General features: G+C 39.1%; 20 protein-coding genes. 8 read left to right on the plus strand and 12 right to left on the minus strand.

Features of this window, described 5'->3' with window-relative positions; all coding sequences use genetic code 11:
- Nucleotides 1-187 precede the first annotated feature (187 nt).
- Nucleotides 188-1,156 (plus strand): ribonuclease III domain-containing protein, encoded by a 969-nt coding sequence (locus SLP02_RS02440; RefSeq protein ID WP_319419063.1) that lies wholly within the window; start codon nt 188-190, stop codon nt 1,154-1,156.
- Nucleotides 1,157-1,162: 6 nt separating this feature from the next.
- Here the strand turns inward: SLP02_RS02440 and SLP02_RS02445 are convergent, their stop codons facing one another.
- From SLP02_RS02445 to SLP02_RS02465, 5 genes are all read right to left on the minus strand, one after another.
- Nucleotides 1,163-1,432 carry a hypothetical protein gene (locus SLP02_RS02445; RefSeq protein ID WP_319419064.1) on the minus strand — a complete coding sequence of 90 codons (270 nt, stop codon included), beginning with the start codon at nt 1,430-1,432 and terminating at the stop codon, nt 1,163-1,165.
- A gap of 100 nt (nt 1,433-1,532) precedes the next feature.
- Nucleotides 1,533-2,417, minus strand: a complete 885-nt coding sequence (locus SLP02_RS02450) for an Hpt domain-containing protein (protein WP_319419065.1) — start codon at nt 2,415-2,417, stop codon at nt 1,533-1,535.
- Between the two features lie 64 nt (nt 2,418-2,481).
- Nucleotides 2,482-3,198: an HAD-IA family hydrolase gene (locus tag SLP02_RS02455; RefSeq protein WP_319419066.1), complete on the minus strand. Its 717-nt coding sequence runs from the start codon at nt 3,196-3,198 to the stop codon at nt 2,482-2,484.
- A 135-nt stretch (nt 3,199-3,333) separates the two neighbouring features.
- Nucleotides 3,334-4,509: a lysophospholipid acyltransferase family protein gene (locus SLP02_RS02460; RefSeq protein ID WP_319419067.1), complete on the minus strand. Its 1,176-nt coding sequence runs from the start codon at nt 4,507-4,509 to the stop codon at nt 3,334-3,336.
- 55 nt (nt 4,510-4,564) lie between these two features.
- Nucleotides 4,565-5,755 (minus strand): NAD(P)/FAD-dependent oxidoreductase, encoded by a 1,191-nt coding sequence (locus tag SLP02_RS02465; protein WP_319419068.1) that lies wholly within the window; start codon nt 5,753-5,755, stop codon nt 4,565-4,567.
- A gap of 178 nt (nt 5,756-5,933) precedes the next feature.
- Between SLP02_RS02465 and SLP02_RS02470 the strand changes: the two genes are divergently transcribed.
- Nucleotides 5,934-6,140 carry a hypothetical protein gene (locus SLP02_RS02470; RefSeq protein WP_319419069.1) on the plus strand — a complete coding sequence of 69 codons (207 nt, stop codon included), beginning with the start codon at nt 5,934-5,936 and terminating at the stop codon, nt 6,138-6,140.
- Between the two features lie 259 nt (nt 6,141-6,399).
- The gene (glcD, locus tag SLP02_RS02475) at nt 6,400-7,881 is read left to right on the plus strand and encodes a glycolate oxidase subunit GlcD (RefSeq protein WP_319423643.1); all 1,482 of its coding nucleotides are present in this window, start codon (nt 6,400-6,402) and stop codon (nt 7,879-7,881) included.
- Between the two features lie 220 nt (nt 7,882-8,101).
- Here glcD and SLP02_RS02480 read toward each other — a convergent pair whose 3' ends face one another.
- Both SLP02_RS02480 and SLP02_RS02485 read right to left on the minus strand, forming a co-directional pair.
- The gene (locus tag SLP02_RS02480; RefSeq protein ID WP_319419070.1) at nt 8,102-8,500 is read right to left on the minus strand and encodes a nuclear transport factor 2 family protein; all 399 of its coding nucleotides are present in this window, start codon (nt 8,498-8,500) and stop codon (nt 8,102-8,104) included.
- A gap of 106 nt (nt 8,501-8,606) precedes the next feature.
- A complete protein-coding gene (locus SLP02_RS02485; RefSeq protein ID WP_319419071.1) occupies nt 8,607-9,401 on the minus strand; it encodes a PhzF family phenazine biosynthesis protein in 795 nt (264 codons plus the stop codon).
- A 161-nt stretch (nt 9,402-9,562) separates the two neighbouring features.
- On the opposite strand from SLP02_RS02485, the gene SLP02_RS02490 reads away from it, so the two are divergent.
- The 3 genes from SLP02_RS02490 (at nt 9,563) to SLP02_RS02500 (ending at nt 14,647) form a co-directional block, all read left to right on the plus strand.
- Complete coding sequence (locus tag SLP02_RS02490) at nt 9,563-9,754, plus strand: hypothetical protein (protein ID WP_319419072.1); 192 nt, start codon at nt 9,563-9,565, stop codon at nt 9,752-9,754.
- A 270-nt stretch (nt 9,755-10,024) separates the two neighbouring features.
- Complete coding sequence (ppc, locus tag SLP02_RS02495; protein ID WP_319419073.1) at nt 10,025-13,105, plus strand: phosphoenolpyruvate carboxylase; 3,081 nt, start codon at nt 10,025-10,027, stop codon at nt 13,103-13,105.
- A gap of 273 nt (nt 13,106-13,378) precedes the next feature.
- A complete protein-coding gene (locus SLP02_RS02500; protein ID WP_319419074.1) occupies nt 13,379-14,647 on the plus strand; it encodes an FGGY-family carbohydrate kinase in 1,269 nt (422 codons plus the stop codon).
- 174 nt (nt 14,648-14,821) lie between these two features.
- On the opposite strand, the gene SLP02_RS02505 is transcribed toward SLP02_RS02500, so the two are convergent.
- On the minus strand, nt 14,822-15,562 hold the full coding sequence (locus tag SLP02_RS02505) for a response regulator transcription factor (RefSeq protein WP_319419075.1): 741 nt from the start codon (nt 15,560-15,562) through the stop codon (nt 14,822-14,824).
- Between the two features lie 837 nt (nt 15,563-16,399).
- Here SLP02_RS02505 and SLP02_RS02510 point away from each other — a divergent pair.
- Both SLP02_RS02510 and SLP02_RS02515 read left to right on the plus strand, forming a co-directional pair.
- The gene (locus tag SLP02_RS02510; RefSeq protein WP_319419076.1) at nt 16,400-18,178 is read left to right on the plus strand and encodes an iron uptake porin; all 1,779 of its coding nucleotides are present in this window, start codon (nt 16,400-16,402) and stop codon (nt 18,176-18,178) included.
- Between the two features lie 182 nt (nt 18,179-18,360).
- Nucleotides 18,361-19,077, plus strand: a complete 717-nt coding sequence (locus SLP02_RS02515) for a biliverdin-producing heme oxygenase (protein WP_319419077.1) — start codon at nt 18,361-18,363, stop codon at nt 19,075-19,077.
- 174 nt (nt 19,078-19,251) lie between these two features.
- On the opposite strand, the gene SLP02_RS02520 is transcribed toward SLP02_RS02515, so the two are convergent.
- The 4 genes from SLP02_RS02520 to SLP02_RS02535 all read right to left on the minus strand — a co-directional run bounded on the left by SLP02_RS02520 (nt 19,252) and on the right by SLP02_RS02535 (nt 23,750).
- Nucleotides 19,252-20,001: an isoprenyl transferase gene (locus tag SLP02_RS02520; protein ID WP_319419078.1), complete on the minus strand. Its 750-nt coding sequence runs from the start codon at nt 19,999-20,001 to the stop codon at nt 19,252-19,254.
- 91 nt (nt 20,002-20,092) lie between these two features.
- Nucleotides 20,093-21,103 (minus strand): ferritin-like domain-containing protein, encoded by a 1,011-nt coding sequence (locus tag SLP02_RS02525; protein ID WP_319419079.1) that lies wholly within the window; start codon nt 21,101-21,103, stop codon nt 20,093-20,095.
- A gap of 248 nt (nt 21,104-21,351) precedes the next feature.
- Entirely contained in the window at nt 21,352-22,980 is a 1,629-nt protein-coding gene (locus SLP02_RS02530) for an alpha/beta hydrolase (protein WP_319419080.1), read from the minus strand.
- Nucleotides 22,981-23,096: 116 nt separating this feature from the next.
- The gene (locus SLP02_RS02535) at nt 23,097-23,750 is read right to left on the minus strand and encodes an HAD family hydrolase (protein WP_319419081.1); all 654 of its coding nucleotides are present in this window, start codon (nt 23,748-23,750) and stop codon (nt 23,097-23,099) included.
- Nucleotides 23,751-23,815: the final 65 nt, after the last annotated feature.

Consider the following 23,815-nt stretch of genomic DNA (forward strand, 5'->3'; position numbering starts at 1 on the left):
AAGAAATACTTATTTTATTATTCCCAAAACATCCCAATTTCTATCAGCCAAAAACAACATATTTACTAAAACACTTACAAGCTTGATGTCTTATAAAGTACGCTATTAAATTACATATTTATAAAATATAGGTAGCTGGGTGAAATTAAATATAAAATGGTGATCAAAATATATTCGTCCAATCCAAATGAGTGATAACTGGCAAGCGTCGCAAGTAGAAAACAAAATTGGCATTAATTTTAAATACGATCAAACCCTTCGCTTGGCTCTAATTCATCCTTCCTATGCCAAGCAACTTAATGAGCCTGAGATTAATAATCAGCGTTTGGAATATCTTGGTGAAACGATTTTAAATTTAGTCGTAGTTGATTATCTTTTCTGGAACTTTTCCCATTTTCAAGTTGGTAAGCTCAAGGCGTTGCGGGATAAGATTATTGAAACAGATAGGTTGACTACACTTTGGTACGATCTTCAGCTTGGGGAGGCATATCCATTTTTAGCTTTAGCAGAAGAAAGACACCGCCTGAGGGTTAAACAAAATAATCCTTTTGAAAAGGGATTCAAGGCTTTAATTGGCGCAATATTTATCGATCGCGGTTTTTCTCAGACACGCAACTGGCTGCACAAACGTTTGATTGTGCCAATGCTAAAAAAATATTTAAAACCAGAGTTAGAGCATTCTGCCACCGACAAGCATTTACAGTTTTTAGGTGAAGCTTTACTACAAGCGGTAGCAGTAGATTATCTGTATCATCATATTCTTCAGGCAAATCCGACTAAGTTAAAACCTCTGACGAAAAAAATAACTTCCAAAGATAGTCAAAATAAATACCTAAAGCAGATCTCAGAATCAGACTGGTCAAAAATTGTGCCAGAAAAAGATAAACCTAAATCTTTTAAAGACTTGCTTGCCGCAATGTATCTTTATTTAGATAGGGAAAACAGTAAGAGCAGCTTTCGTAAAACTAGTAGTTTCTTTGCCGAAAAATGCTTAGAAGATGACGAAATCATGGAAACAGCGATCGCTTTGTTGCTCAAAGATGGTAAGCCTCAAAAATGGATTATTCACCAGGTGATGGGCTATCCTAGCAACAGATACAACGAGGGACGAGAAAAATTTTACAGATTAACAGGACAATCAGCAGAATCGAACTAACTTAAATTAATTATTTCGATAGTCTGGACAATCAATTGCCTGCTCGGTATTGGCAACATGAGGATTTACGGTACATTTGAGACGATAATCCCCAGTAAAAAAACGGCATTTAGTACAGGGGATCTGGTGCATTTCTTTAGCTCTGGCTACCGTATCCATAACAAAACTTAGCAAACTCCAGGCAACAAGTCCTAATATAGAACACGCTCCAATAAAACGGAGTTGGAGCATTACTGGTTTAAACAAACTGGCAAAATGAACAGCGAATTGAAACACAGCTAATAGCAATCAATGAACTTAGTTTATTAAGTCATTATTATGACACATATTAAATTTATTAAATTGACAAATCTAATATTAGGTCAAGAAATATTAATTAAATTCGACTTTTGATAATTTGGAATATCTGCATGATTTGTTGCTTATTGAAAGTTTTTAACAACGCCAATGCTGCGCCCTGGGGATCTTTGGGTATAGATACTGTACCAACTACAGCACCAGCAGTTCCCCCAGCCGATGCTGCTAGCTGCTGTAGATTTCGACTAGGAACTAATTTATTTGTTTGACCAGAGTTTAAATAGTCTCCCGCCTGCTTAATTTCTTTGATAACTACCTGGGCGATAGTATTGTAAGGATATTTCTTATTAGTAATTGCTGTTTGAGTTGTAGATACCAGCTTTTGCCAATTTGCTTCATTAGGAGCTATTTCACCCAGCTTTTTACAGGCAATATGCAGTTTTTGTCTGCTTTCTGGGCTATCTGGCTGCTTAAACAATAGCAGCATTTGTTTGAGGATTGTGGTTACTTTTTGGCTAACATCAGCATTTTCTGCTGAACTACCTAATAGTAGCTGTTGAAGATATTGATCTAATAGAGCAAAATTAGATTCTGCCTGCTTCAAAATTTCTACAGCATCTCGATCGCTAAAATCGGCAGAGTTTTCTAGACGTTCAATTAGATCTTGAAGATGATCGTAGCCATTAAGGAACAGTGTTTCCAGCTTTTGATCGACATCTACAGGATTGTCTTTAAGAATTTTAAAAGAATCTTCTAAACGATGAGCAGTTTTTTGAATACTTGTATAACCCAGCATTGCAGCACCACCTTTGACTGAATGAGCAGCCCGAAACATTTCATTAACAGTTTCTGCATCCTTTACAGATTTTGCTAGCTGTAAAATGCCTTGCTCTAAGGTTTGCAAATGTTCTTTCGCTTCTTCTATAAAATATCCTAGAATCCTTTGCTGATTAGCTGTATCCAAAGCTTCTATCCCCCGTTTTTTGAACTTCGTAAAAGTGCATATATAAAGCAATATAAAGACAAGTTTATCCCAGACTACTTAAATTGGGTAGTTGATCTTCAATATCCAATGAAGATGAATCACGATTTAACCAAAATGAGCTAATTCCTGCATTCTTTGCTCCTTGATAATCTTCAATCAGACTGTCTCCAATATGCCATGCTTGTTTAGCAATAATATAGTGTTTTTTTAAAGCAATTTCAAAAATATTTTGGTCTGGTTTAGCAAATCCTACAGCAGAAGAAATTGTCAGACTAGTGAAAAACTGCTCTAGTTCAAGCAACTTTAGCACAGTAATTAAGCGGGTATCAAAATTAGAAATAACTCCCAATTGAATGCCTTGCTGCTGCCAAAGCTGCAAAGTAGGAATAACATCAGAAAATACATACCAAGGTTCTTTAGTGGCAAAATATAAATATATATCCTGAAAAAAGTCAGCAAAATTACTGAAATTTTCTAGTACACCAATCTGTGCCAATGCAATCTGAACTACATTTTTCCACCAAGCAAATTCTTGTTGCTTAATCGACTCTAATTCGGTAGTAGAAAATGCTAAAGGAGGAGCAGATTTAAAGCTTCTAAGAAAAGCACTATTAAGTAATTTAGCATCTACTTTTACTCCATGTTTGAGAGCGTATTCTTGATATATTTCGCCAACGCTGCTTTTGAGATCGAACAATGTTCCCATCGCATCTAAAAAGATTACGTTCGGTAAATTTTGGGCTGAGGATGAGAGTGTCATAGGCAAAGATTGATTTGGCTAAGGAATGAGAATTGAATACAATTCAAAATTTAAATTTGGTGCGTTACGCTTACGCTAACAACACCCTACTTATACATAGTCTGTAAATTGTTTGGTTGACGATTCTATGAGTAATTAATTTAGATAGGCTTGAACTTGTTGCTGTATTTCTTGAGTTAGATTATTAATTACTTGTTGGCGAGAAGAATCACTGTTTATATTTTGATAATATTTTTTAAGGTTAATTGGTGTAGCAGTTTTAACCACTGCCTGACGTAATCCTTTAGGTTTAGGTCTATCTATATTGAATACTTCTCTCTCCAGACGATCTAAAGTAGCAAAAAACCTTTCTGGGGTAGGATTATCTGCTACGTAACCATCATAGATTGCATCAAAATTAAGCAAGCGAACAGTAGTTTGATAAAGATGTTCGTAATTTATCTGAGATTGTTTGGCTGTAGTATTATCTAAAGATCTTAAAATTGCCTGAACCTTATAAATCCTTTCTCGATTGGGTAGCTCAGTTGCAGGTGTAATATCTAGTTTCTCTTCGCAATAGTCTAATAAGTGCTTTCTTAGATACTCAATGCGTTGATTCCAATCTGTTAAATCGAGAGTTACATTATATTCAGCTTCTAAATTAGCTAGTACTTGAGCAGATATAGCTCTTAAGCGTAAATAAAAATCTTCTTTGACTGGCTGGATGGATAAAGCTGCCTCTAAACCGCCTAGAGATTCTGCAATTTTGGCATCTGTAGCCTGGGGATAAGTATACTTTAAGCTTACAGGTACTAAATAAAAATCGGGTATATCTGCTTCTTGTTTAATTAGCTTCTCCATCGCCTTAAAAGATAGCTCAATTGCTCCTGTGCGAAAAGGAATTACGGTATCATTTTGATAGGAGCAACCGCCTTCTGGAAAAATTACTAGCTTAGATTCAGGCTGCTGAAGTATTTGCAGAGTTTGCTTGATGCTATAGCGATCGCCAACTCCGCGCCGAATTGAATAAACTCCTACCATAGGCATCAGCTTGCCGATTAAGCCCGCAAAAGCTTCGTAAGCCACAATATAATGAAATAGCTGCCCTAAACGTGCAGACAAAAGAAATACTACTAGTCCATCATCTAGATTAGAATGATTTGGCAGATAGACTACTCGCTGATGAGAAATTGCTTTTAATTGAGCCACGTCGCGATCGTCAATTACGAATTTTATTTTGTATCCAAAGTAAGCTACAAGATAGAAAATGCTTTGGATTAAGCGAGTAAATAAAGGATTTAACTGGGGCGGTATGAATCTTGCATCAGACATGGAGATATCTTTTTACTATAGCTGTTCTTCCCTACCTATAAATTGCCATAGCAGATCAGGATGACAATAGTTCAACTAGAGGTTGAGTAATCCAGTTTAGCCCAACCGTTAGCTGATGTTTTAAAGTTGGTAAACGATAGAGATAGATTAAGCGACGGGCTATATAAGCCATTGAGCCATCTAATTTTATTCCCAAACCGCTGATCGTGGCGTTATCTACCCCCAAAGTCATCATTTCACCTAAAGGCTGATAGCGGAAAGATAACAAGGGACGGTTAGTAGCAGATGCCCACAAATTCCAGGCACAATAGTCAGACTGTTGAAAAGCAACCTGTGCCGTAGCGGGAACTGGGTTACCCTCAGCATCGTAGCAGTCAGCCACATCGCCGATCGCATAGACATCATCTCTACCCTTAACTAACAGGTTTGGTTCAATTTTAAGCAGCCCTTTTTCGTTTTGTTCTAGAGGAAGTTTGGTGACTAACTCCGAAATCTGATTACCAACTGTCCACAATACCAAATCTACAGGTATGACATCAGTTTGCCCTTTATATTCAAGGGATATACTCTGGGCTTCAAGCTGTGCTACCTCTGTTTCTAAATCCTGCCAAATATGATTTTTTTCTAAAGCTTCAATTGCAGTTTCACGATTGAAATCAGGACTATCCTTGAGGATCTGTTCACCTCTTTCTATAATGCGAATTCTCCCTTTTTCACCTAAACGGGCTGCTAGCTTACAAGCCAACTCTACCCCGCTATAACCACCGCCAACTACTGCCACTCTAATTTTATCGTGGTTAGCTTCTTCTAGTAATCTTAGTTCTTCCTGGAGGCGAAAGGCATCGTTTAGAGAACGAAATGGGAGAGCGTATTCCTTTGCTCCTGGTACAATATCTACAGGAGTTTTGCCACCTGTAGCCAGAACCAATTTATCGTAATCAATTGTTATATCGCCATCGACAGTGACTTTTTTGGCTTCAATATCAATATCGGTAACGCTACCCTGCTGAAACATCACCCCTGTATTTGCCAAAATTTCAGCAAAGGGCGGTGCTATTTCCCAACTTTGCATTTCTTCGGTGATTAGTTCATACAACAGGGGAGAAAACAAAAAGCGATCGCTCTTATCAATCAGAGTAATCTCTGGCTTGGCTCCGTTTTGCCAAGGGAATTCACTCAGTCTTAAGGCGGTATATAAACCCCCAAATCCACCACCAACGATACAAATCCGCGATTTTTCGCTCATAAGATTACTTAGCTTAAGCCAACAAGCTAATTATTTTGGTTAACTTATGTTGATTCTAGCGACTTTAGCAGATTTTTGATCTTGAACTAAGTAATTAAGTGAGAGAAGATTTTACCTAGCGCGATCGCTAAGCAAATATCTGCTAAGTTAATTAATAGTTCTTAGAACCTGATAATTTATGAATTCCGACCAAAAATTTGCTTTATTAGTCCTTGGTATCCCTTTAATCGGTCTAGTTTACTGTGGTTTGGGATTAGCGATTATGAGTTCTAGCATGACCGTTAGAACCCATCCTGTAGCTTCTGGAGCAATTTTTATTCTGTTGCCGTTTGGCATTGCTGCTTCTACTTGGATTTCCGCTTCAGCTAAAGCCTATAAAAAGTAATATTAACTGATGTTACGCACTCATCGATCTTAGGGGCTTGGGGACTTGGGGACTTGGAGAATAATTTTCTACCTGCGTAGTTGCTCCTCGACACCCGACACCCCGACACCCGACACCCGACACCCCGACACCCCGACACCCCGACACCCCGACACCCCGTCACCCCGTCACAGCAGTTAAATTAAATACGTAACGTCAGATATTGATAGTCAGATATCATTGTTAATACGGGTAAATTAACAGAGATTTGGTCATGGCGATGGTATTTAGTAAGTTTTTTCCAGGCATTAAAGACAAATGGCAGCCAATTATCAAACAGTTAGAAACTGTAGTCGGTAAAGACGGGGTAGTACGTCGCAAAGAAGAGTTATTGACCTATGAATGCGATGGTCTAGCCAGCTATCGTCAACGTCCTGCCTTGGTAGTTTTGCCTCGCACCACAGAAGAAGTGGCAGCAGCAGTTAAGGTTTGTCATGACAATAATTTACCCTGGGTTGCCAGAGGTGCAGGGACAGGTTTGTCTGGAGGAGCATTACCCGCCCCAGACTGTGTATTAATCGTCACCGCCAGAATGAATCGTATTCTCCATCAAGATTTAGACAATCACTATATTACCGTTCAGCCAGGAGTGATTAACAACTGGGTAACTCAGGCAGTTAGTGGTGCGGGTTTTTATTATGCTCCCGATCCTTCTAGCCAAATTATTTGTTCTATTGGCGGTAATGTGGCAGAAAATTCTGGTGGTGTTCACTGTCTTAAATATGGTGTAACAACTAATCACGTATTAGGTTTGAAAATCGTTACTACCGATGGTTCAATTATTGACGTTGGCGGTATTGTCCCTGAAATGCCTGGATACGATTTAACTGGCTTGTTTGTTGGCTCAGAAGGCACATTAGGCATTGCTACAGAAGTAACTCTGCGCATCCTTAAACGTCCTGAATCTGTATGTGTAGTGCTGGCAAACTTTCCCACTGTGGAAGATTCAGGTGCAGCCGTAGCGGATATTATTAGTTCGGGTATTATTCCTGCGGGCATGGAAATTATGGACAATTTGAGTATCAATGCCGTAGAAGATATTGTGGCTACTGGTTGTTATGAGCGAAATGCTCAAGCAGTTTTACTGATCGAGTTAGATGGTTTAAAAGTGGAGGTAAAAACCTACAAACAAAAAGTCGAAGCAATTTGTCGGCAGAATAATGCTACTGGAATCACTACTGCGAATGATATTGATACGAGGGCAAAACTCTGGAAAGGAAGAAAGGCTGCTTTTGCTGCTGCTGGACACATAAGTCCTGACTATTTTGTCCAGGATGGGGTAATTCCTCGGACTAAGCTTGCCGAAGTCTTAGCAGAAATAGAGGCTTTAGGCGATCGCTATGGCTATAAAATTGCTAATGTCTTTCATGCTGGAGATGGCAACCTTCACCCTCTAATTCTCTATGACAATTCTGTGCCAGGGGCATTTGAAACAGTAGAAGAAATTGGCGGGGAAATATTAAAGCTATGTGTTGATGCGGGAGGCAGTTTATCGGGAGAGCATGGTATTGGTGCAGATAAGAATTGCTATATGCCCTATATGTTTAATGCTACTGACTTAGAAACAATGCAGTATATTCGCTCTGCTTTAAATGAAAAGGGATTGGCAAATCCAGGCAAGATTTTTCCGACTCCTCGCAGTTGTGGCGAAGCAGCCAATGCTAAAAAAGCACAACAGTTTACCAATGCTGAACTTTATTAATAGATTGATCCCTCTTTTATGACTACAGTAATAGGTCTCTGCCCAACGTTTGAGATGGCGTGGGGCGAAAAACCATTACCTCGCAAGTTTATATGAAAGAAAAACCGCGATAAGAAAGACGCTGTTTCATTCTCACGTTCATTGATTTGTTGTGCTGCGTCGTTATTTTCAAAAACCAATGTTTATTAAAACGCGGTTACTAAAACTGAAAGCCGAAACATCATTGCTCATTGGCAGTTTTTGTCTTTTGAATCATCTCTTGTATTGTTTCGGTCTCGTCAATTTCATAAAGACTTATCAACTCATCCTCAATGGTAAAGATTTGCTGAACTGTTGTATCAGCGAGTAAATTGCCTTGCAAATCTCTGATGATTTGATGGACGGTGACGACGTTGCGATTATTTTCGTCCGTCTCGAATTTTAATGTCTCAAGCTGCGGTTGAATACTCTTAAATTGATTAGTCCAATAGTCGCGCACCGCATCGCGTCCATAAACGAAACCGCCTTCCACTCCGTTCGCCCATTTCACATCTGGGCGCATAAACGAGATGATTGTTTCGATCTTGCGTTTGTTGAAGGCTTCATATAAAATTTGCAGAAACTGTTGATTTGAACTCATAATTGTTTACTATTAATTGGTTTTGAATTTAATTTTTGTATATCTTGAATTCTATACATTAGTTTAAACGAACATTAGAGCGATCGCGCACCTCTTGAATCATTATTTACTGAAACTCTCCCCGCATTACGGTTACCGCTTGTCCCTGAAGAAAAACGCGATCGCCACCATCGTAGTGAACTTTGACCACTCCGCCACGATTAGAAGCCTGATAAGCTAAAAACTGGTCTTGATGCAGGCGATCGCGCCAATAAGGAGCAAGGCAACAATGAGCAGCACCAGTGACAGGATCTTCATCTATGCCTAGTCCAGGGGCAAAAAATCGGGAAACAAAGTCGTATTCGGAGTTTTCGGCTGCCAAACTGGTCACTATGACGTTAGATATCGGCAATTGCTTCAATAGGGCAAAATTAGGTTCTAGCTGTTCTAACTGCTTAGAAGACCGAATTTCTACCAAATATCCTAAAGAATTATAAGCAAAGGTTTTAATCGCTACTCCCAAGGCATCTTGTAGCTTAATAATAGGGGGAATATCTTGCGATCGATTGACAGGAAAATTCAACTCAATCCAATTGTCCTGACATTTTGCCGTCAACAAGCCACTTTTGGTCTGAAAGCCGATCGCTTGTCCTGTAGAAGCATAACCTTCTGTCCAAAGTACGTGGGCGCTAGCAAGAGTAGCGTGACCACATAAAGGAACTTCTGTAGTGGGAGTAAACCAGCGCAATATGTAGTGCCGATCTTGTCTAAGCAAAAATGCTGTTTCTGATAGATTCATTTCTTGAGCTACTGACTGCATCCACTGCTCATCTCGCTCTGACTCAAGCACGCACACAGCAGCAGGATTTCCTTGAAAAATCTGGTCAGTAAAAGCATCTACCTGAATTATCGTCTGTTTCATTGAATTTTGCCAAGTATTAAGTGATAGAACTCAAATTTGCCAGTAAATATCAAGAAGCAAAATTATTCTTGTTTAAGTCAAAGAAAAAATAGTTTATCTTTGTTCTATAAAAGCTTAAAATTCATACAATAGTAAGTAAAGAATACATACAAACTAAACTGATGAAGTCTAACAATACATCTTGCCTACTGTCTTTTCTGGGATTAAGTATCGCCACTAGCCCTTTTATTTTCAGTATTTTGACTTTATATCTATTAACTGAATTCATGACTGAATTGGGCAAAGCTAGTGAAGAAATATTTCGCTCAGAACGTTTGCCTCTGTTAAATTTCCCTAACTTTGACAATAACTAGATAAACTCAGTTTTGACTATAAAGCAGTGTAAGCTAGAAACTACATTTAAGCTTGATTATGGTGGTATATTTGAGACTATATGCCCCAACATAATAATCTGAGATATTATCATGCAGATTTTTTTGATTCGAGATTCAAGATTCTGTTGAGCTAAAGAAGAAGGCTGTTGTCACGGTGATAGAACAATATAGCCATTGTGAATTGCTAAATCTTGAATAATTACAATTGTCACCAAAATTACAACACACATACGCCAAGCAGAGGTCTTTATGAGTTCGGTTGTTCAATCTTCCATAGCCAACCAAGAAGAAGAAAGGGTACTTGCTGCTTCTTATTTGCTGTTGCAACATCGACAAAAGTTAATTGAGGATCTTTGGAAGTCTGTACTGCGTTCTGAATGTGGTCAGGAAATGCTCGATCTGCTGCAAAAAATGCGATCGCTTTCTTCGGCTGAAGGGCAAGTAACAGATACATTTCCCCAATCGACAGTGCCACAGTTAATCGAGAAGCTAAGTTTAAATGACGCTATTGGCGCAGCTAGAGCATTTGCCCTTTATTTTCAGTTGACTAATATAGTTGAACAACACTACGAATCTAAAGAACAAAAACAGGCTCGTCGTGTTACCCATAAACTATCCTCATCTAACCACAACGGTAACGGTTCTAAAGCTCACAAAACTGCTACAGCTATAACTCAACCTCAAATAGAGCAGCTAGAAGGCAACTGGGTTGAACCAACTATATCTAGCAGTAATCAGGCAGGTTTATTTCACTGGCTTTTCCCGTATCTAAAAAAGATTAATATGCCACCTCAAATACTACAGAGGTTATTAGATCAGCTGGATATTCGCCTAGTGTTTACGGCTCACCCTACAGAAATTGTGCGCCATACCATTCGCAAAAAGCAACGGCGCATATCTCATCTGTTAGAGCAGTTAGATGCTGCCGAAGAAGTGATGCGGGAAATTGGACTAGCTGATTCTTGGGAGTCTAACGAAGCCACAAGTCAGTTAACAGAAGAAATTCGCCTTTGGTGGCGCACAGACGAACTACATCAGTTTAAGCCTAAAGTGTTAGACGAAGTAGATTACTCGCTGCACTATTTTCAAGAAGTCTTATTTGACGTAATACCTCAATTGGCAACTCGCCTAAAACAGTCTTTAGGAGAGTCTTTTCCTGGTCTAGTTGCTCCCACCCATAATTTTTGCTACTTTGGCTCTTGGGTCGGTTCAGACCGCGATGGCAACCCTTTTGTTACCCCGCAAGTGACCTGGGAAACTGCCTGTTATCAAAGAAGTATCGTAATTGAGAAATATCTCAAGTCTATCGAGCAACTGCGAGAGTTACTAAGTCTTTCTCTGCACTGGAGCGATGTTAGACAAGAGCTTCTAGACTCTTTAGAACAAGATCATCAACAGATGTCTGGAATCTATGAAGAATTGGCAATTCGTTATCGTCAAGAACCCTATCGCCTCAAGCTAGCGTACATTGCTCAAAGACTCAAAAACACCTGGGAGCGTAATCAAGCTTTATCTTCGGTGGCGGGTAGACAGGCAATCTCAGAAATTCATACCGAAAATATGTACGCTTCGGGAGCAGAGTTTGTCGCCGAGCTAAAATTAATGCAGAGTAGCCTGAGTGCAACTAGTTTACAGTGTCGTGAGCTAGATAATCTGATTTGTCAAGCAGAAGTATATGGCTTTACTTTAGTAGAGTTGGATTTTCGTCAAGATTCATCTCGGCATTCAGAAGCGATCGCTGAGATTACTGCATATTTACAGGTTCTTCCCAGACCCTATGAAGACCTATCTGAAGCCGAAAAAACTGCCTGGCTGATTCAGGAATTAAAAACCCGCAGACCTTTAATTCCCTCGGAAATGCCATTTTCCGAAACGGCTTGTGAAACGATTGAAACCTTTAAAATGTTACGTTTGCTCCAGCAGGAATTTGGGCAGGGTATTTGTCAAACATACATCATCAGCATGACAAATTTCGTGAGTGATGTTTTAGAAGTACTGTTGCTCTCTCAAGAAGCAGGACTATACGACCCTGTTACCTGTCAAACCAGCATTAGAATTGTGCCGCTTTTTGAAACGGTAGAAGATCTCAAACGCGCTCCTGAAGTGATGAAAGAGCTATTTGAACTGCCTTTTTATCGGGCTGCTCTTTCTGGTGGATACAAGCACGTATCAGCGGTTCAAGATAAAATTAGTACCCAGCAAGCTCCATTGAAACCTAACGATCTCCAGGAAGTAATGTTGGGTTACTCTGACAGCAATAAGGATTCAGGCTTTTTAAGCAGTAATTGGGAGATTCATAAGGCGCAACGAGCATTACAGAAGGTTGCCTCAGAATTTGGCATTTCCTTGCGAATTTTTCATGGTCGTGGAGGCTCGGTCGGTCGTGGAGGCGGTCCTGCTTATTCAGCGATTTTGGCACAGCCAACGGATACCATCAAGGGCAGAATCAAAATTACCGAGCAGGGAGAGGTGTTGGCATCTAAATATTCCTTACCAGAATTGGCTCTGTATCATCTTGAAACTATGACTACGGCGGTGATCCAGTCAAGTTTACTAGGAAGTGGATTCGATCGTGTTGAGCCGTGGAATCAAATCATGGAAGAACTATCAGCGCGATCGCGTACTGTATACAAAGCCTTAATTTACGAGGAGCCAGATTTTGTTGATTTCTTTCATTCTGTTACTCCAGTAGACGTAATTAGCCAACTACAGATTGGCTCTCGTCCCTCTAAACGTCCTGGTAAAGGTAATGCCAATAAGAAAAAAGACATGAGTAGTCTTCGGGCTATTCCTTGGGTATTTAGCTGGACTCAAAGCCGATTTTTATTGCCTGCTTGGTATGGAGTTGGTTCGGCTTTACAAGGATTTTTAGACCAAGAGCCAGAAAAAAATCTCGATCTGCTCAAATACTTCTATGTCAAATGGCCCTTTTTTAGAGTACTAATTTCCAAAGTTGAAATGACCTTAGCAAAGGTCGATCTGCAAATAGCCGAACATTATGTCAATGAACTATCTCAGCCAGAGGATTTAGAGCGTTTTCATAAGCTGTTTACGCAAATTGCCCAGGAGTATTATTTAACCAGAGATTTAATTCTTAAAATTAATGGTCAAATGAAGCTGCTAGACGGCGATCCTGAGCTACAAAGATCGGTGCAGTTGCGTAACGGTACTATTATTCCCTTGGGCTTTTTGCAAGTGGCTTTAATTAAGCGTTTACGTCAGCACGATAAGTCTCAGGCACTCCACTTCCGCTTTAGCAAAGAAGAACTATTGCGGGGAGCTATGTTGACTATTAACGGCATTGCTGCGGGAATGCGGAATACGGGTTAAGAAGTAAGAAGTAAGAAGGTTTACGGCGAATTAATGTAGCTTTGATTATTCAGATGGTTTCTATTTGGAATGAGTATAGTTTAAAAGCTTAGAGCTACCCTAACTTTATAGTTTTTTTCCGAACTTATTGCACTGCGTGTAAACGTTAGGACTGTTACTATCTACTACCTACGAGCCGACAACTTGAATATGTCCTGTCTTGGTGCGCATTCCCTTGCGCCTTCGGACGACGCGGGGTCGCACTGCTAATCTAACTGTGTACGGCTATAAGTAATGGTTGAACTATACTTAGGTATTGATTTTGGTACTTCTGGTGCAAGAGCAATAGTTATCGATGGAGAAAAAAGTATTGTTGCCAGCACCAGTGCCAAATTTATCGATATTGCACCAAATCAACTAGCGCAGATTTGGCAAGCTACCTTGTATAAGTTAATCTTGCAATTACCAGTTGAGATTAGAAAACAGCTAAAGGCGATCGCAATTAACGGAACTTCTTCTACAGTCTTACTATGCGATGCTACAGGTAAACCCATTACCGCGCCACTGCTATATAACGACTCAAAAGCTAAAGAAGTATTAGCAGAAATTGAGGCTATTGCTCCAAAAGATCATGTAGTAATTAGTGCGACTTCCAGTTTGGCAAAACTACTTTGGTGGCAACAGCAGCCTTATTTTACCCAAGCTCGCTATTTACTGCATCAGGCTGACTGGTTAGCTTATTTATTACATGGCAAGCTGGGCATTAGCGATTATCATAATGCCCTCAAGCTGGGTTACGATGTAAACAATTTTAACTACCCTGATTGGCTGCAAAATTTGCCATGTAGTCGCCTGTATCCTCAAGTGCTGCCTCCTGGTGCGCCTGTGGGGGAAATAACCCCAGAAAATGGCGACCGCTTTGATATTGCTCCTAACTGCGTTATCTGTACAGGCACTACCGATAGCATTGCAGCTTTTCTTGCCAGTGGTGCTAGTCAACCAGGTGAAGCAGTTACCTCCCTTGGTTCAACTTTAGTTTTGAAGCTATTGAGTAAAACCAAAGTTAGCGCGTCTAAATATGGTATTTACAGTCATCGCTTAGGACAATTATGGCTAACTGGCGGTGCTTCTAATACAGGTGGTGCTGTTTTGCGACACTTCTTTGATGAGCAACAGTTAGAAGATTTATCAAGGCAAATAAACCCTGATGTTATCAGTCCTCTAGAATACTATCCTTTATTAAAGCCAGGCGATCGCTTTCCCGTTAATAATCCTAATTTACCACCTCAGTTAGAACCTCGCCCGACAAACTCAGTAGATTTTTTACATGGCTTACTGGAAAGTGTTTCCCGTATTGAAAAGTTAGGTTATCAAAAGTTACAAGAATTAGGTGCTAGTAAATTAACTCATATTTATACCGCAGGTGGAGGTGCAGAAAATGCGGTATGGCGCAAAATTCGTCAACGACACTTAAAAGTACCAGTTAGCAAAGCTACTAACACGCAAGCAGCCTATGGTACAGCTTTGTTAGCTGCTGGAAAATCTATTATTAAAGTCCATTAAAATTAAATCTTATAAAATCCTAACTGCTCTAACTGTTGCTCTATACCTTTTAAATACATGGACAGAAATGTTTATAGTTAATCTTTTCTGACCTTATTATCCTCCTTGAGTAGACTGACCTCTGACCTCTGAACAGCAAATCATGAGGAAATTAATTGGAATGACTATAAATACTTATGCTGTCACTCGATCTTTAGGAACAAGCATTTGTTCTGTGCTAGGCAACTCTAAACAATATCCTGCACCATAAACAGTTTTAATATAGCTAGGATGACGAGGATCTGGTTCTAGCTTAGTCCGTAGGTGGCGAATATGAACCCGAATAGTTTCGATATCGTCATCGGGATCGTAACCCCAAACTTCTTTAAGAATTTCTGGAGGCGCGACAGTTTGTCCGTGACGCTGCAACAGACAGTGAAGTAATTCAAACTCTAAATGAGTCAGCTTAACTGTTTTCTCAAACCAAATAGCTTCAAAACGTTCGGGAATTAAGGTCAAAGGTCCAAAGTTAAGAATTTCTGAGTGCTTGGCTGCTTGCGGTATGCGGTCTGTACGACGCAACAAAGCTCTTACTCTGGCCAGCATTTCTTCTACTTCAAAAGGTTTAGTTAGGTAGTCATCTGCACCAGCATTAAAGCCTTCTACTTTATCTTGGGTTTGTCCCAAAGCACTCAACATTAAAACTGGAATATCAGAGGTGCGATCGTCTCGGCGTAATCGTTGGCAAACTGTAAAGCCATCGACTTTAGGCAACATCAGATCTAGCATTACTAAGTCAGGCTGTAGCTGCACCGCCAAAGCCTGACCCTTGATTCCATCTTCTGCTTGGTTGACATCATAGCCAGCCATCTCCAGGTTGATAGAGACTAATTCAGAGATTGCGGGGTCGTCGTCAATTACAAGTATTCTGGGCATATTATAGTATGTGGTAGATATTATATTTTGAGTAAAATGGCGATCTCGTGATTTTTTGGTTAAACACAAGTATTAAGGATTAGGTAACAAACCTTTTCATGATTATAAGTAAAAATGCTCATTGTGCTGGATTCACTACTGTATTTAACATACATAAAGTTTAATTTCAGATACTGTGCATTTGTTCTGGATTATATACTTGTATTTATTTACGTTAAGTATTATGACTTACAACCAGACTGATTGTTAAACATATTTTTCAGTTGCGGTCTTGGGGAGGCTCACTTCATTTCCTCCGCTCAAAATTAAATGCTCATTTAAAATCTTGGCGAAAATCGACAAAAATTAGCCGTTTCCTTGGTTAAGGAACATTGAAGGTGAGGCTTTCTAACCGAAAGCCTTTCTCACCTTGTTGAAATTAACTACATCCAGTAATTTAAAAACCTCATATCCTGCCTCTTCAAAAGCAGCAATAATATTTTTGCGAGCCTGATCGTGTTTTTTGTAGGGACATAATATTCAAGCTGCTGTTGAGATTAACTAATAGTGATTTTATTAATTATCAAAAATAAAGCGATCGCCTGTAATTATTAAAAATAAATTACTAAATTATTAAGCAACCAAATTTTATCTTGATTATTTAATCATAGCCAGAGAAAAGATTAGAAATATGACATAATAAATAAAAATTTTCCTATTAATTATTGACAATAGAAAATATGATTTATTGATGTTTGTCTATGTAATTAATATATTGTAACTATAATGTTTAAACCAATCAAAGTAGAATATTTTATGACAATTAAACAATAATAAATTTGGGTGTAAGGTTCATAGATGAAAAAGTCAGGTGCTTTATTTATCATAGGAATTTCTGTCTTTTTGCTGGCTACGCCTCAAGTTGAAGCACAAGTAGTTGAATCTGGCAATAAGTTTACAAGAAATTTTAAAGCTAATAATATTAATAACGATCTCGATCAAATTGACCTGCAAAATAACTCGAAAAATGATCTAGGTCAAGTAACAAATGTAGAAAGTTTACGAGATGTTGCCCCTACAGATTGGGCTTATCAAGCTCTCGCTAACCTAGTCAATCGCTATGGCTGTATTGCAGGTTTTCCCGATCGCACATTTAGAGGTAGTCAGCCCTTAACCCGTTATGAATTTGCTGCTGGTCTAAATAGCTGTTTAAATCAAATTGAACGTTTGATTGCTAGCAATGCCAGTGTTAGCCCAGAAGATTTGGCAACCATTCAAAGTTTACAACAGAAGTTTGGAACAGAATTGAAGTTACTAGGTAACAGACTAGATAATCTTTCAGAAAGAACGGCCTCACTTGAAGACAATCAATTTTCTGCTACCACAAAATTAAGCGGTGAAGCTATTTTCTCCTTGGCTGGTGCAACTGGAGGAGATCCAGTTGCAGGAGACGATCCTCAAATTGTTTTTAACAACCGCCTCCGCCTGACTTTGAATACCAGCTTTTCTGGTAAAGACTTATTAATTACGGGTTTGCAGGCTAATAATTTTGGCGGTGCAATAGATGGTTCTGGTAGCATTCAAAATAGTTTATTTCCTACAGAATCTTTACTAAGTGCCGGCTCGACCAAACTTAGTTTTGAACCTCAGTTTCCCCGCTTCAATCCCCAAGATACCTCCCAAGAGGTTGGAAGCAATTCCATCGAGCTTTACAAACTACTTTACATTTTTCCTTCGGGTTGGGATAAACTTACTTTGTTTGCTGGAACGGCAGTCGAAGCTACCGATGCTTTTCCAACTATTATTCCTTTTGCCGATGAAGGACAGGGGGCAGTTTCTCGATTTGCTGCTTTAAATCCAGTGCTACGCATATCGGGAGGAACTTCTCAAACTGGATTAGCCTCGGCAACGGGTTTTATTTTTAACCTCTCCGATAAAATAGACCTGCGGGCTTTATATGCTAGCGTTAGTGCTGCTATTCCCGAAAAAGGAGATAATAATGTTTTAGGTGCGGGGATATTTAATGGCAGTATCTTAGCTTCAACTCAATTGACCTTGAAGCCGACAGATAATATCGATATAGGCTTGAACTATGCTTATAGCTATCACGAACTAGATATATTAGCCACGGGACTAGATAGATTTTCGGCAACTGCTTTAGCAATTCCCAATCAAACTGTCAATCCAGATGGAACTGTTAATGTTGGCGGTATTCTAGACACGCCCGTACAAATTCATTCAGTCGGGGCTTCTTTTAACTGGAATTTTTTGCCCAAGCTGGCTTTTACAGGATATGGATCTTACTTTTTTGTTAATTCCGCATCTGGCGCAGATGCTTCTTCAGAATTTCTTAGCTGGATGACGGGTCTTTATGCTCAAGATTTATTAAAAGAAGGAAATACGGCAGGACTCATTTTTGGACAACCCTTAAACCGAGTTGATGCTGGTGGTGTAGCACAACTAACAGAACCCAATGTTGATCGAGGAATACCTTATCATTTAGAATTTTTCTACAATTACAAAGTTAGCGATAATTTAAGTCTGACCCCTGGAGTGTTTGTTTTGTTTAATCCAGAAGGTAATAAGAATAACGATACAACTACGGTGGGTGTTTTGCGAACTACTTTTGCTTTTTAATTCCCTAGCTGTAGATTGATAAAAGAGTAAATCTAATGATTTTTAAGGCTGTCTTTTGATGTAAGAATTCTTAATAACAATTCTCATTAATTCAGTTTAATCTAGAAGATTAGGCAGTATTTTAGATCTTTTGTAAAAAAAAAGATCGGAAAGTTAATCATAAAAAAGCGGGAAATTTTAGTATGAGCGTAAATTTAGCCACAATGTTACGGGAAGGGACAAAAAAGTCTCACTCAATGGCAGAAAACGTTGGTTTTGTTAAATGTTTTCTTAAAGGAGTAGTCGAGAAAAAATCCTATCGGAAACTAGTTACTAGTCTTTACTTTGTCTATTCGGCAATGGAAGAAGAGATGGAGAATCTTAAAGATCATCCTGTAGTTTCTAAAATTTATTTTCCTGAACTTAATCGCAAAGAAAGTTTAGAACAGGATTTGCATTTTTACTACGGTGCTAACTGGCGCGAAGAAGCTAAAAATTCTCAAGCGGGAAAAGCTTATGTCGCTCGCATTAGAGAACTAGCCAAATCTCAGCCAGAATTGTTAGTAGCTCACTGCTACACGCGCTACTTAGGAGATCTCTCTGGAGGACAAATCCTTAAGAAAATTTCTCAAAGAGCTATGAATTTAACTAATGGCGAAGGAACAGCTTTTTATGAGTTTGAAGACATCGCTGATGAAAAAGCATTTAAAGACAAATATCGTCAAGCAATGAACGAATTGCCTATCGATCGCTCTACTGCTGAAAAGATAGTCGATGAAGCTAATGATGCTTTTGCCATGAATATGAAGTTATTCCAAGAGCTTGAAGGTAACTTGGTCAAAGCGATTGGGGTTATGTTGTTTAACACCCTAACTCGTCGTCGCGTTCGTGGTAGTACAGAGCTTGCTACTGCTGAGTAATCAATTTAAGGTTTTAAGCTTAATTATTCAAAAAAACAAATATCACTAAGAACAGCCTCAAAAGCTGGGTTGCGGTTATTAGACTTAAATTCTAAAGAGATCGCTATCTAGCTCTTGAGGTTGTTTGGTGTTTTAAGAGATTAGAAAAAAATTATCCCTCAAAAAATTGCCAAATCAGCCAATTTTTTTGCCAAAACGGCGATCGCGCTTTTGATATGATTGTAAAGCCCGATCAAACTGCTGATGATTAAAATCAGGCCAAAGTGTATCAGTGACATAAATTTCTGTATAGGCTAGTTGCCACAGCAAAAAGTTACTCAAACGCATTTCTCCACTGGTGCGAATTAGCAAATCAGGATCGGCACTGGCAGAAGTATAAAGGTGTTGAGCGATCGTCTCTTCGTTAATAGAATCGGCAGAAAGTTCTCCTAGCTGCACCTTTTCGGCGATCGCCTGACAGGCTTTTACCATTTCGTGACGACTACCATAGTTAATTGCTACGTTAAAATACACCCCTTGATTATTCTTAGTCCGCTCCATCGAATGACGCATTTCCTGCTGCAAAGATGTGGGCAAAGGCGATAAATCACCAATAAAGTTGATACATACCTCTTCGGCTTCCATTTCTTTTAATTCTTTCTGTAAAAGCCTTTCAAACAATGCCATCAGGAAATTGACTTCCCCAGTCGGACGACCCCAGTTTTCAGTCGAAAAGGCATAGGCGGTTAGAATTTTAATACCCAAATCTTTGCAGTAGCGCAGCATTTCCTTGAGAGTTTTTGCCCCTTGCCGATGTCCTTCAATGCGGGGTAGACCTTTTTGTTTTGCCCAGCGACCATTGCCATCCATAATTACAGCTACATGGTGAGGCAATTTTGCTAGATTCAGTTCGGTGGCTAAAGTGGTTAATAGTTGGGCTGTCATGGGAATTATCTTAAATTAAGGACGTTAAATTAAAAATTTTAGTATTACTGCTCAGAAAATGCTGATTTCAAGGCAATCATCCTCAAAACTATTATTCCCCAAAAAATTCTGGGGTTGCACAGCATGATTGTAAATATTCTGGTGTCAATTGGCTACTCCAGTGCCACATAAGTTTTAATACCCAAATAAAAGTGTAAATTAATTCGCCTCTAGATAAGATTGACCAAGACTGCCAATCTAAAGCTGACATCATACGTTGAAAGGTTGATTTCAACAACTTGATCGGGCATGGTGAGGTTTCTTCGCCACCCCTCTCGTTCAAATTTAACTGAGATTGTAAACTTACTTCACAGGATATAGGTAAGATAGTATGAATTTGGCTAAGAAGATACTGAATTAGGTGTTTTGCACCATGAGGATATAACCACATTCCCATCCCCCAAAACTTAACTAGATGATTAACTTCATCCTTTAATAATTCTGCTAGTATTTCTTGAATTGTGCCTGTAGTGTGAGACATCAACCACAGATATAAACAAGCTGCGCTGTACTCTGTAGCTACGCGGTGCAGTCCATGTTTGTAGAGATCTTGATAAGGATTTTCCCAGGCTTGATAGCTTTTAGCTGTTCGCAGTTGGGGAATAATTTTTTGATTGGTAAGCTGCTGATAAATTTTAGCTAAGGCTGGAGTATGTAGTCGCTCTTCTTTTTCCCATAAACCTAATTCAATTATTTTGCCGTCTTTGTTGATCTCTCCGCCGACAAATTTTGCCATAGTCGGATGAATAGGTTCAAGATACTGTCTACTGGTTTGGGTGTAATCCCTAATTGGTGCTTCTGTGTCTAACGCACCTTTGATAATCGACAAAAAAACATCCAGTTCAAGACCAACGACTTGTTCTGGATTTATATCCTGCCAATTTATAGTAGCCCACTGTCGGGGTTGGGGATTCTCAAACTGTCGGGGTAAATCTTCTAAGCGATCGCCCAATTCTTCTGGACTTAAATATTCATCAATTAAATAATTAATTCTGGCTTTGGTTTGAAAAAAGTTAGGACGAAAACAAACTTCTCCCGCTAAATCTCTGGTTGGTTGGTACATACTGCTCCCAAAAGCTGTGTTTTATTTGTATGACTTACAGCTTATGTAAATTTTCGTAGTTTGTCTGTCGGCGAAAGTCGGGAGTTTTTGTCTCAGGTTAAGTCGGAAAAAGTCGGTCAGCTTGAAGACGAATTCCCATTAAGTAGGCAGGGAATAACAAACCTTGGTATAGATTGACTAGGGGACTGGGGGACTAGGGGACTAGGAGAATTCTATTTTCAGTTTAACTATGTCGCTCTACTTAGTAATCAATTATTAGTAATTATCTCCTGAAGTTTGGTAGGAGTTAAAGAACGGATCAAAGAAAACTCAAACGCATCATTACTTAATATATCTAGGCGATCGCTTTGGAGATAGTTTTTATATTTTTCTTGATGAGCCAGATAAGCTTTAAAGAAGGCAGTGCTTAGGGCTTTTAGTCCAGGATAAGCTGAAGATGGGCTTGGTCCTACTATACCTTCAGGAACAGGTAAAACGCCCAAACCTTCTTGCAAAAAACTAAAGTGGGTTCCTGGTTTGACTAGCACAAGATATTTATCAACGTCTCGATTTAGCCAGGTAAAAGGTTTTAATTGCTCATCAACAGAAGGCGTAATCAAATCATGAGTTCCTGAAATTAGCATAGTCGGAATTTTGATTGCACCCATTCCCTCTTTACCAAATATTTTGCCTAGGGGGTTGATGGCAACTACCGCTTTAATTCTGGGATCTTGTAACTGATAGTGAGAATCTTTTAGATCATCAAAAGTACATTTAGCTAGAGAAGATAAATCCAGCAAAACATCTCGATAGTTTTCTGGCTGACATTCCTCAGCCATTTTATCGGCAGTTAGTTTTCCACCAGCTAACGCCAGAGACGTATAACCCCCTATCGATTGTCCAAGTACTCCTACCTCTTGCAAATTCAATTTATTTTGCAGCCGAGGATTTGTTGCTGATTCTTGTTCTAAACGATCTAGAACAGATTTAACATCTAAAGGCTGATCGATTAAATTATTAGGTTCAGGAAATCTTGTCGAGCCTGATAAAAAGCGATCAAACTTATTTAAGCTAATATCGTCATGTTCAACTATGGCTACGGCGAAACCATGAGAAGCAAAGTGTTCACCTAAATAGGCAAATGTTTGACGATCGGAAGCAAGACCATGAGAAATAACAATTAAAGGAACAAGCTGATTTACTTTTGGCTGATATAGATCAAAGTATCCCTTGCTGTCGCGACGAGGATTTTTATAGCTGAGGGTACGCTTATTCCAGGTATACGTCCCTTGAATTTGTAGCTCTTGAAGTTCGGATTGAGCTTTGCTGCTGGCTGAGTTTTGAGCATGATTTAAAAAAGCGCGATCGAGTACTTTTCTATTTTTAAGCAACGTCGATCCTCGCTTAATGTACTGCTCTATCACCTTTGGATCTACATATACAGTTTCTAAGGGAAATTGACGCAGCAGGTTGATAATCGTTAATCCTCGATCATCAAATGCAGCAGCAATAATTGCGCCTCTAAGAGCAAAAAAACCATTAATATTGGCATCGGCTCTAATACCTTTACCAAAGTTTTTAATCACTGCTTCGCCTACAGTCGAGTTACTAAAATTAGAGATGCTTAAAGGATTAACTTCTAGAGGAGTAGACAATAGCTTGGGTAATTTTTCTACCTGCTGAGGAGGTAAACGATTAAGGTAGTAAGCAAGCTCAGAAGATACTTCTCCAGTATCTACAAAGGTTTCAAGGTCATCAACTTGGATATTAAACTGACCAAAAGGAGATAAGTTAAAGGTAATTTTTTCGGCTGCTATTGCTGTAACTGGAAATACAGTTGCAAATATACCTAAAATGAAAGAAGCGATCGCAAACCTAGTTGACTGAGCAAAATTCACTGAATTTAAGTGATTTATCGAAACTTGGATATTTTCTAGTTTAAACCATTAATTTATCAGCTGCTGTTTGCTATTTGAGCTTGAATACTAGAATTAAAGCGCAGTATGTTAAATATTTAAATTTTACGATCGAGCAATTTCCACAAAACCTCATCATTAAAATCTTCGATCGTCATCCTTGCTCCTGCATCCATTAAATGCTCTGAAGGATAGCTAGACGTGATACCGATAGTATAGATTCCAGCACTAACTGCGGAGTTTATACCTGCTGGCGAATCTTCAAAAGCGATCGCTCTTTTGCTTTTCACTCCTAAACTTTTTAAAGCTAACTTATAAGGAGCGGGATCTGGTTTTCCTGGAGGTGCATCCTTTGCCATAATCACTGTGGGAAACGTCCCTGTTAAACGCAGTATTTTAAGCATATAAACGGCATTTTCTTCGGGCGCATTGGTCACAACAGCACGTTTTAAAGAGGCGGTGTCTGTCAAACGGATTAATCTATCCAACCCAGGGGTTGGTCGCAGAGAATTAGCAAGTCGCCGATAAGTTTCTTCTTTTTCTGTAGCCAGTTTCCAAGCCTCTTCTAAAGTTAGCTGGGGAATAATATCTTTAATTATCTTCGAGTTGGTTCTACCAGATATTCTTTGGCGATAAAAAGTGCGATCGATATCAAGCTCGAACCTGACTAATATATCTTGCCAGACGGCAAAGTGAATTGAGTCAGTATCAGCCAAAGTACCATCTAAATCAAATAAAATCGCTTTTAACATTAACCTTACACCACGTTTTTGTCTGTAATTAGTACTGATATTTCACAAGTAGCATTTCTCTGTAG

It is taken from the genome of Pleurocapsa sp. FMAR1 (genome assembly GCF_963665995.1).
Classification (GTDB): domain Bacteria; phylum Cyanobacteriota; class Cyanobacteriia; order Cyanobacteriales; family Xenococcaceae; genus Waterburya.

What these genes read in the sequence shown, in the direction of transcription:
- SLP02_RS02440 (WP_319419063.1), top strand. Translation starts at nt 188, where the DNA reads ATGAGTGATAACTGGCAAGCGTCGCAAGTAGAAAACAAAATTGGCATT.
- SLP02_RS02455 (WP_319419066.1), bottom strand. Translation starts at nt 3,198, where the DNA reads ATGACACTCTCATCCTCAGCCCAAAATTTACCGAACGTAATCTTTTTA.
- SLP02_RS02460 (WP_319419067.1), bottom strand. Translation starts at nt 4,509, where the DNA reads ATGTCTGATGCAAGATTCATACCGCCCCAGTTAAATCCTTTATTTACT.
- SLP02_RS02465 (WP_319419068.1), bottom strand. Translation starts at nt 5,755, where the DNA reads ATGAGCGAAAAATCGCGGATTTGTATCGTTGGTGGTGGATTTGGGGGT.
- SLP02_RS02470 (WP_319419069.1), top strand. Translation starts at nt 5,934, where the DNA reads ATGAATTCCGACCAAAAATTTGCTTTATTAGTCCTTGGTATCCCTTTA.
- glcD (WP_319423643.1), top strand. Translation starts at nt 6,400, where the DNA reads ATGGTATTTAGTAAGTTTTTTCCAGGCATTAAAGACAAATGGCAGCCA.
- SLP02_RS02480 (WP_319419070.1), bottom strand. Translation starts at nt 8,500, where the DNA reads ATGAGTTCAAATCAACAGTTTCTGCAAATTTTATATGAAGCCTTCAAC.
- SLP02_RS02485 (WP_319419071.1), bottom strand. Translation starts at nt 9,401, where the DNA reads ATGAAACAGACGATAATTCAGGTAGATGCTTTTACTGACCAGATTTTT.
- SLP02_RS02490 (WP_319419072.1), top strand. Translation starts at nt 9,563, where the DNA reads ATGAAGTCTAACAATACATCTTGCCTACTGTCTTTTCTGGGATTAAGT.
- ppc (WP_319419073.1), top strand. Translation starts at nt 10,025, where the DNA reads ATGAGTTCGGTTGTTCAATCTTCCATAGCCAACCAAGAAGAAGAAAGG.
- SLP02_RS02500 (WP_319419074.1), top strand. Translation starts at nt 13,379, where the DNA reads ATGGTTGAACTATACTTAGGTATTGATTTTGGTACTTCTGGTGCAAGA.
- SLP02_RS02505 (WP_319419075.1), bottom strand. Translation starts at nt 15,562, where the DNA reads ATGCCCAGAATACTTGTAATTGACGACGACCCCGCAATCTCTGAATTA.
- SLP02_RS02510 (WP_319419076.1), top strand. Translation starts at nt 16,400, where the DNA reads ATGAAAAAGTCAGGTGCTTTATTTATCATAGGAATTTCTGTCTTTTTG.
- SLP02_RS02515 (WP_319419077.1), top strand. Translation starts at nt 18,361, where the DNA reads ATGAGCGTAAATTTAGCCACAATGTTACGGGAAGGGACAAAAAAGTCT.
- SLP02_RS02520 (WP_319419078.1), bottom strand. Translation starts at nt 20,001, where the DNA reads ATGACAGCCCAACTATTAACCACTTTAGCCACCGAACTGAATCTAGCA.
- SLP02_RS02525 (WP_319419079.1), bottom strand. Translation starts at nt 21,103, where the DNA reads ATGTACCAACCAACCAGAGATTTAGCGGGAGAAGTTTGTTTTCGTCCT.
- SLP02_RS02535 (WP_319419081.1), bottom strand. Translation starts at nt 23,750, where the DNA reads ATGTTAAAAGCGATTTTATTTGATTTAGATGGTACTTTGGCTGATACT.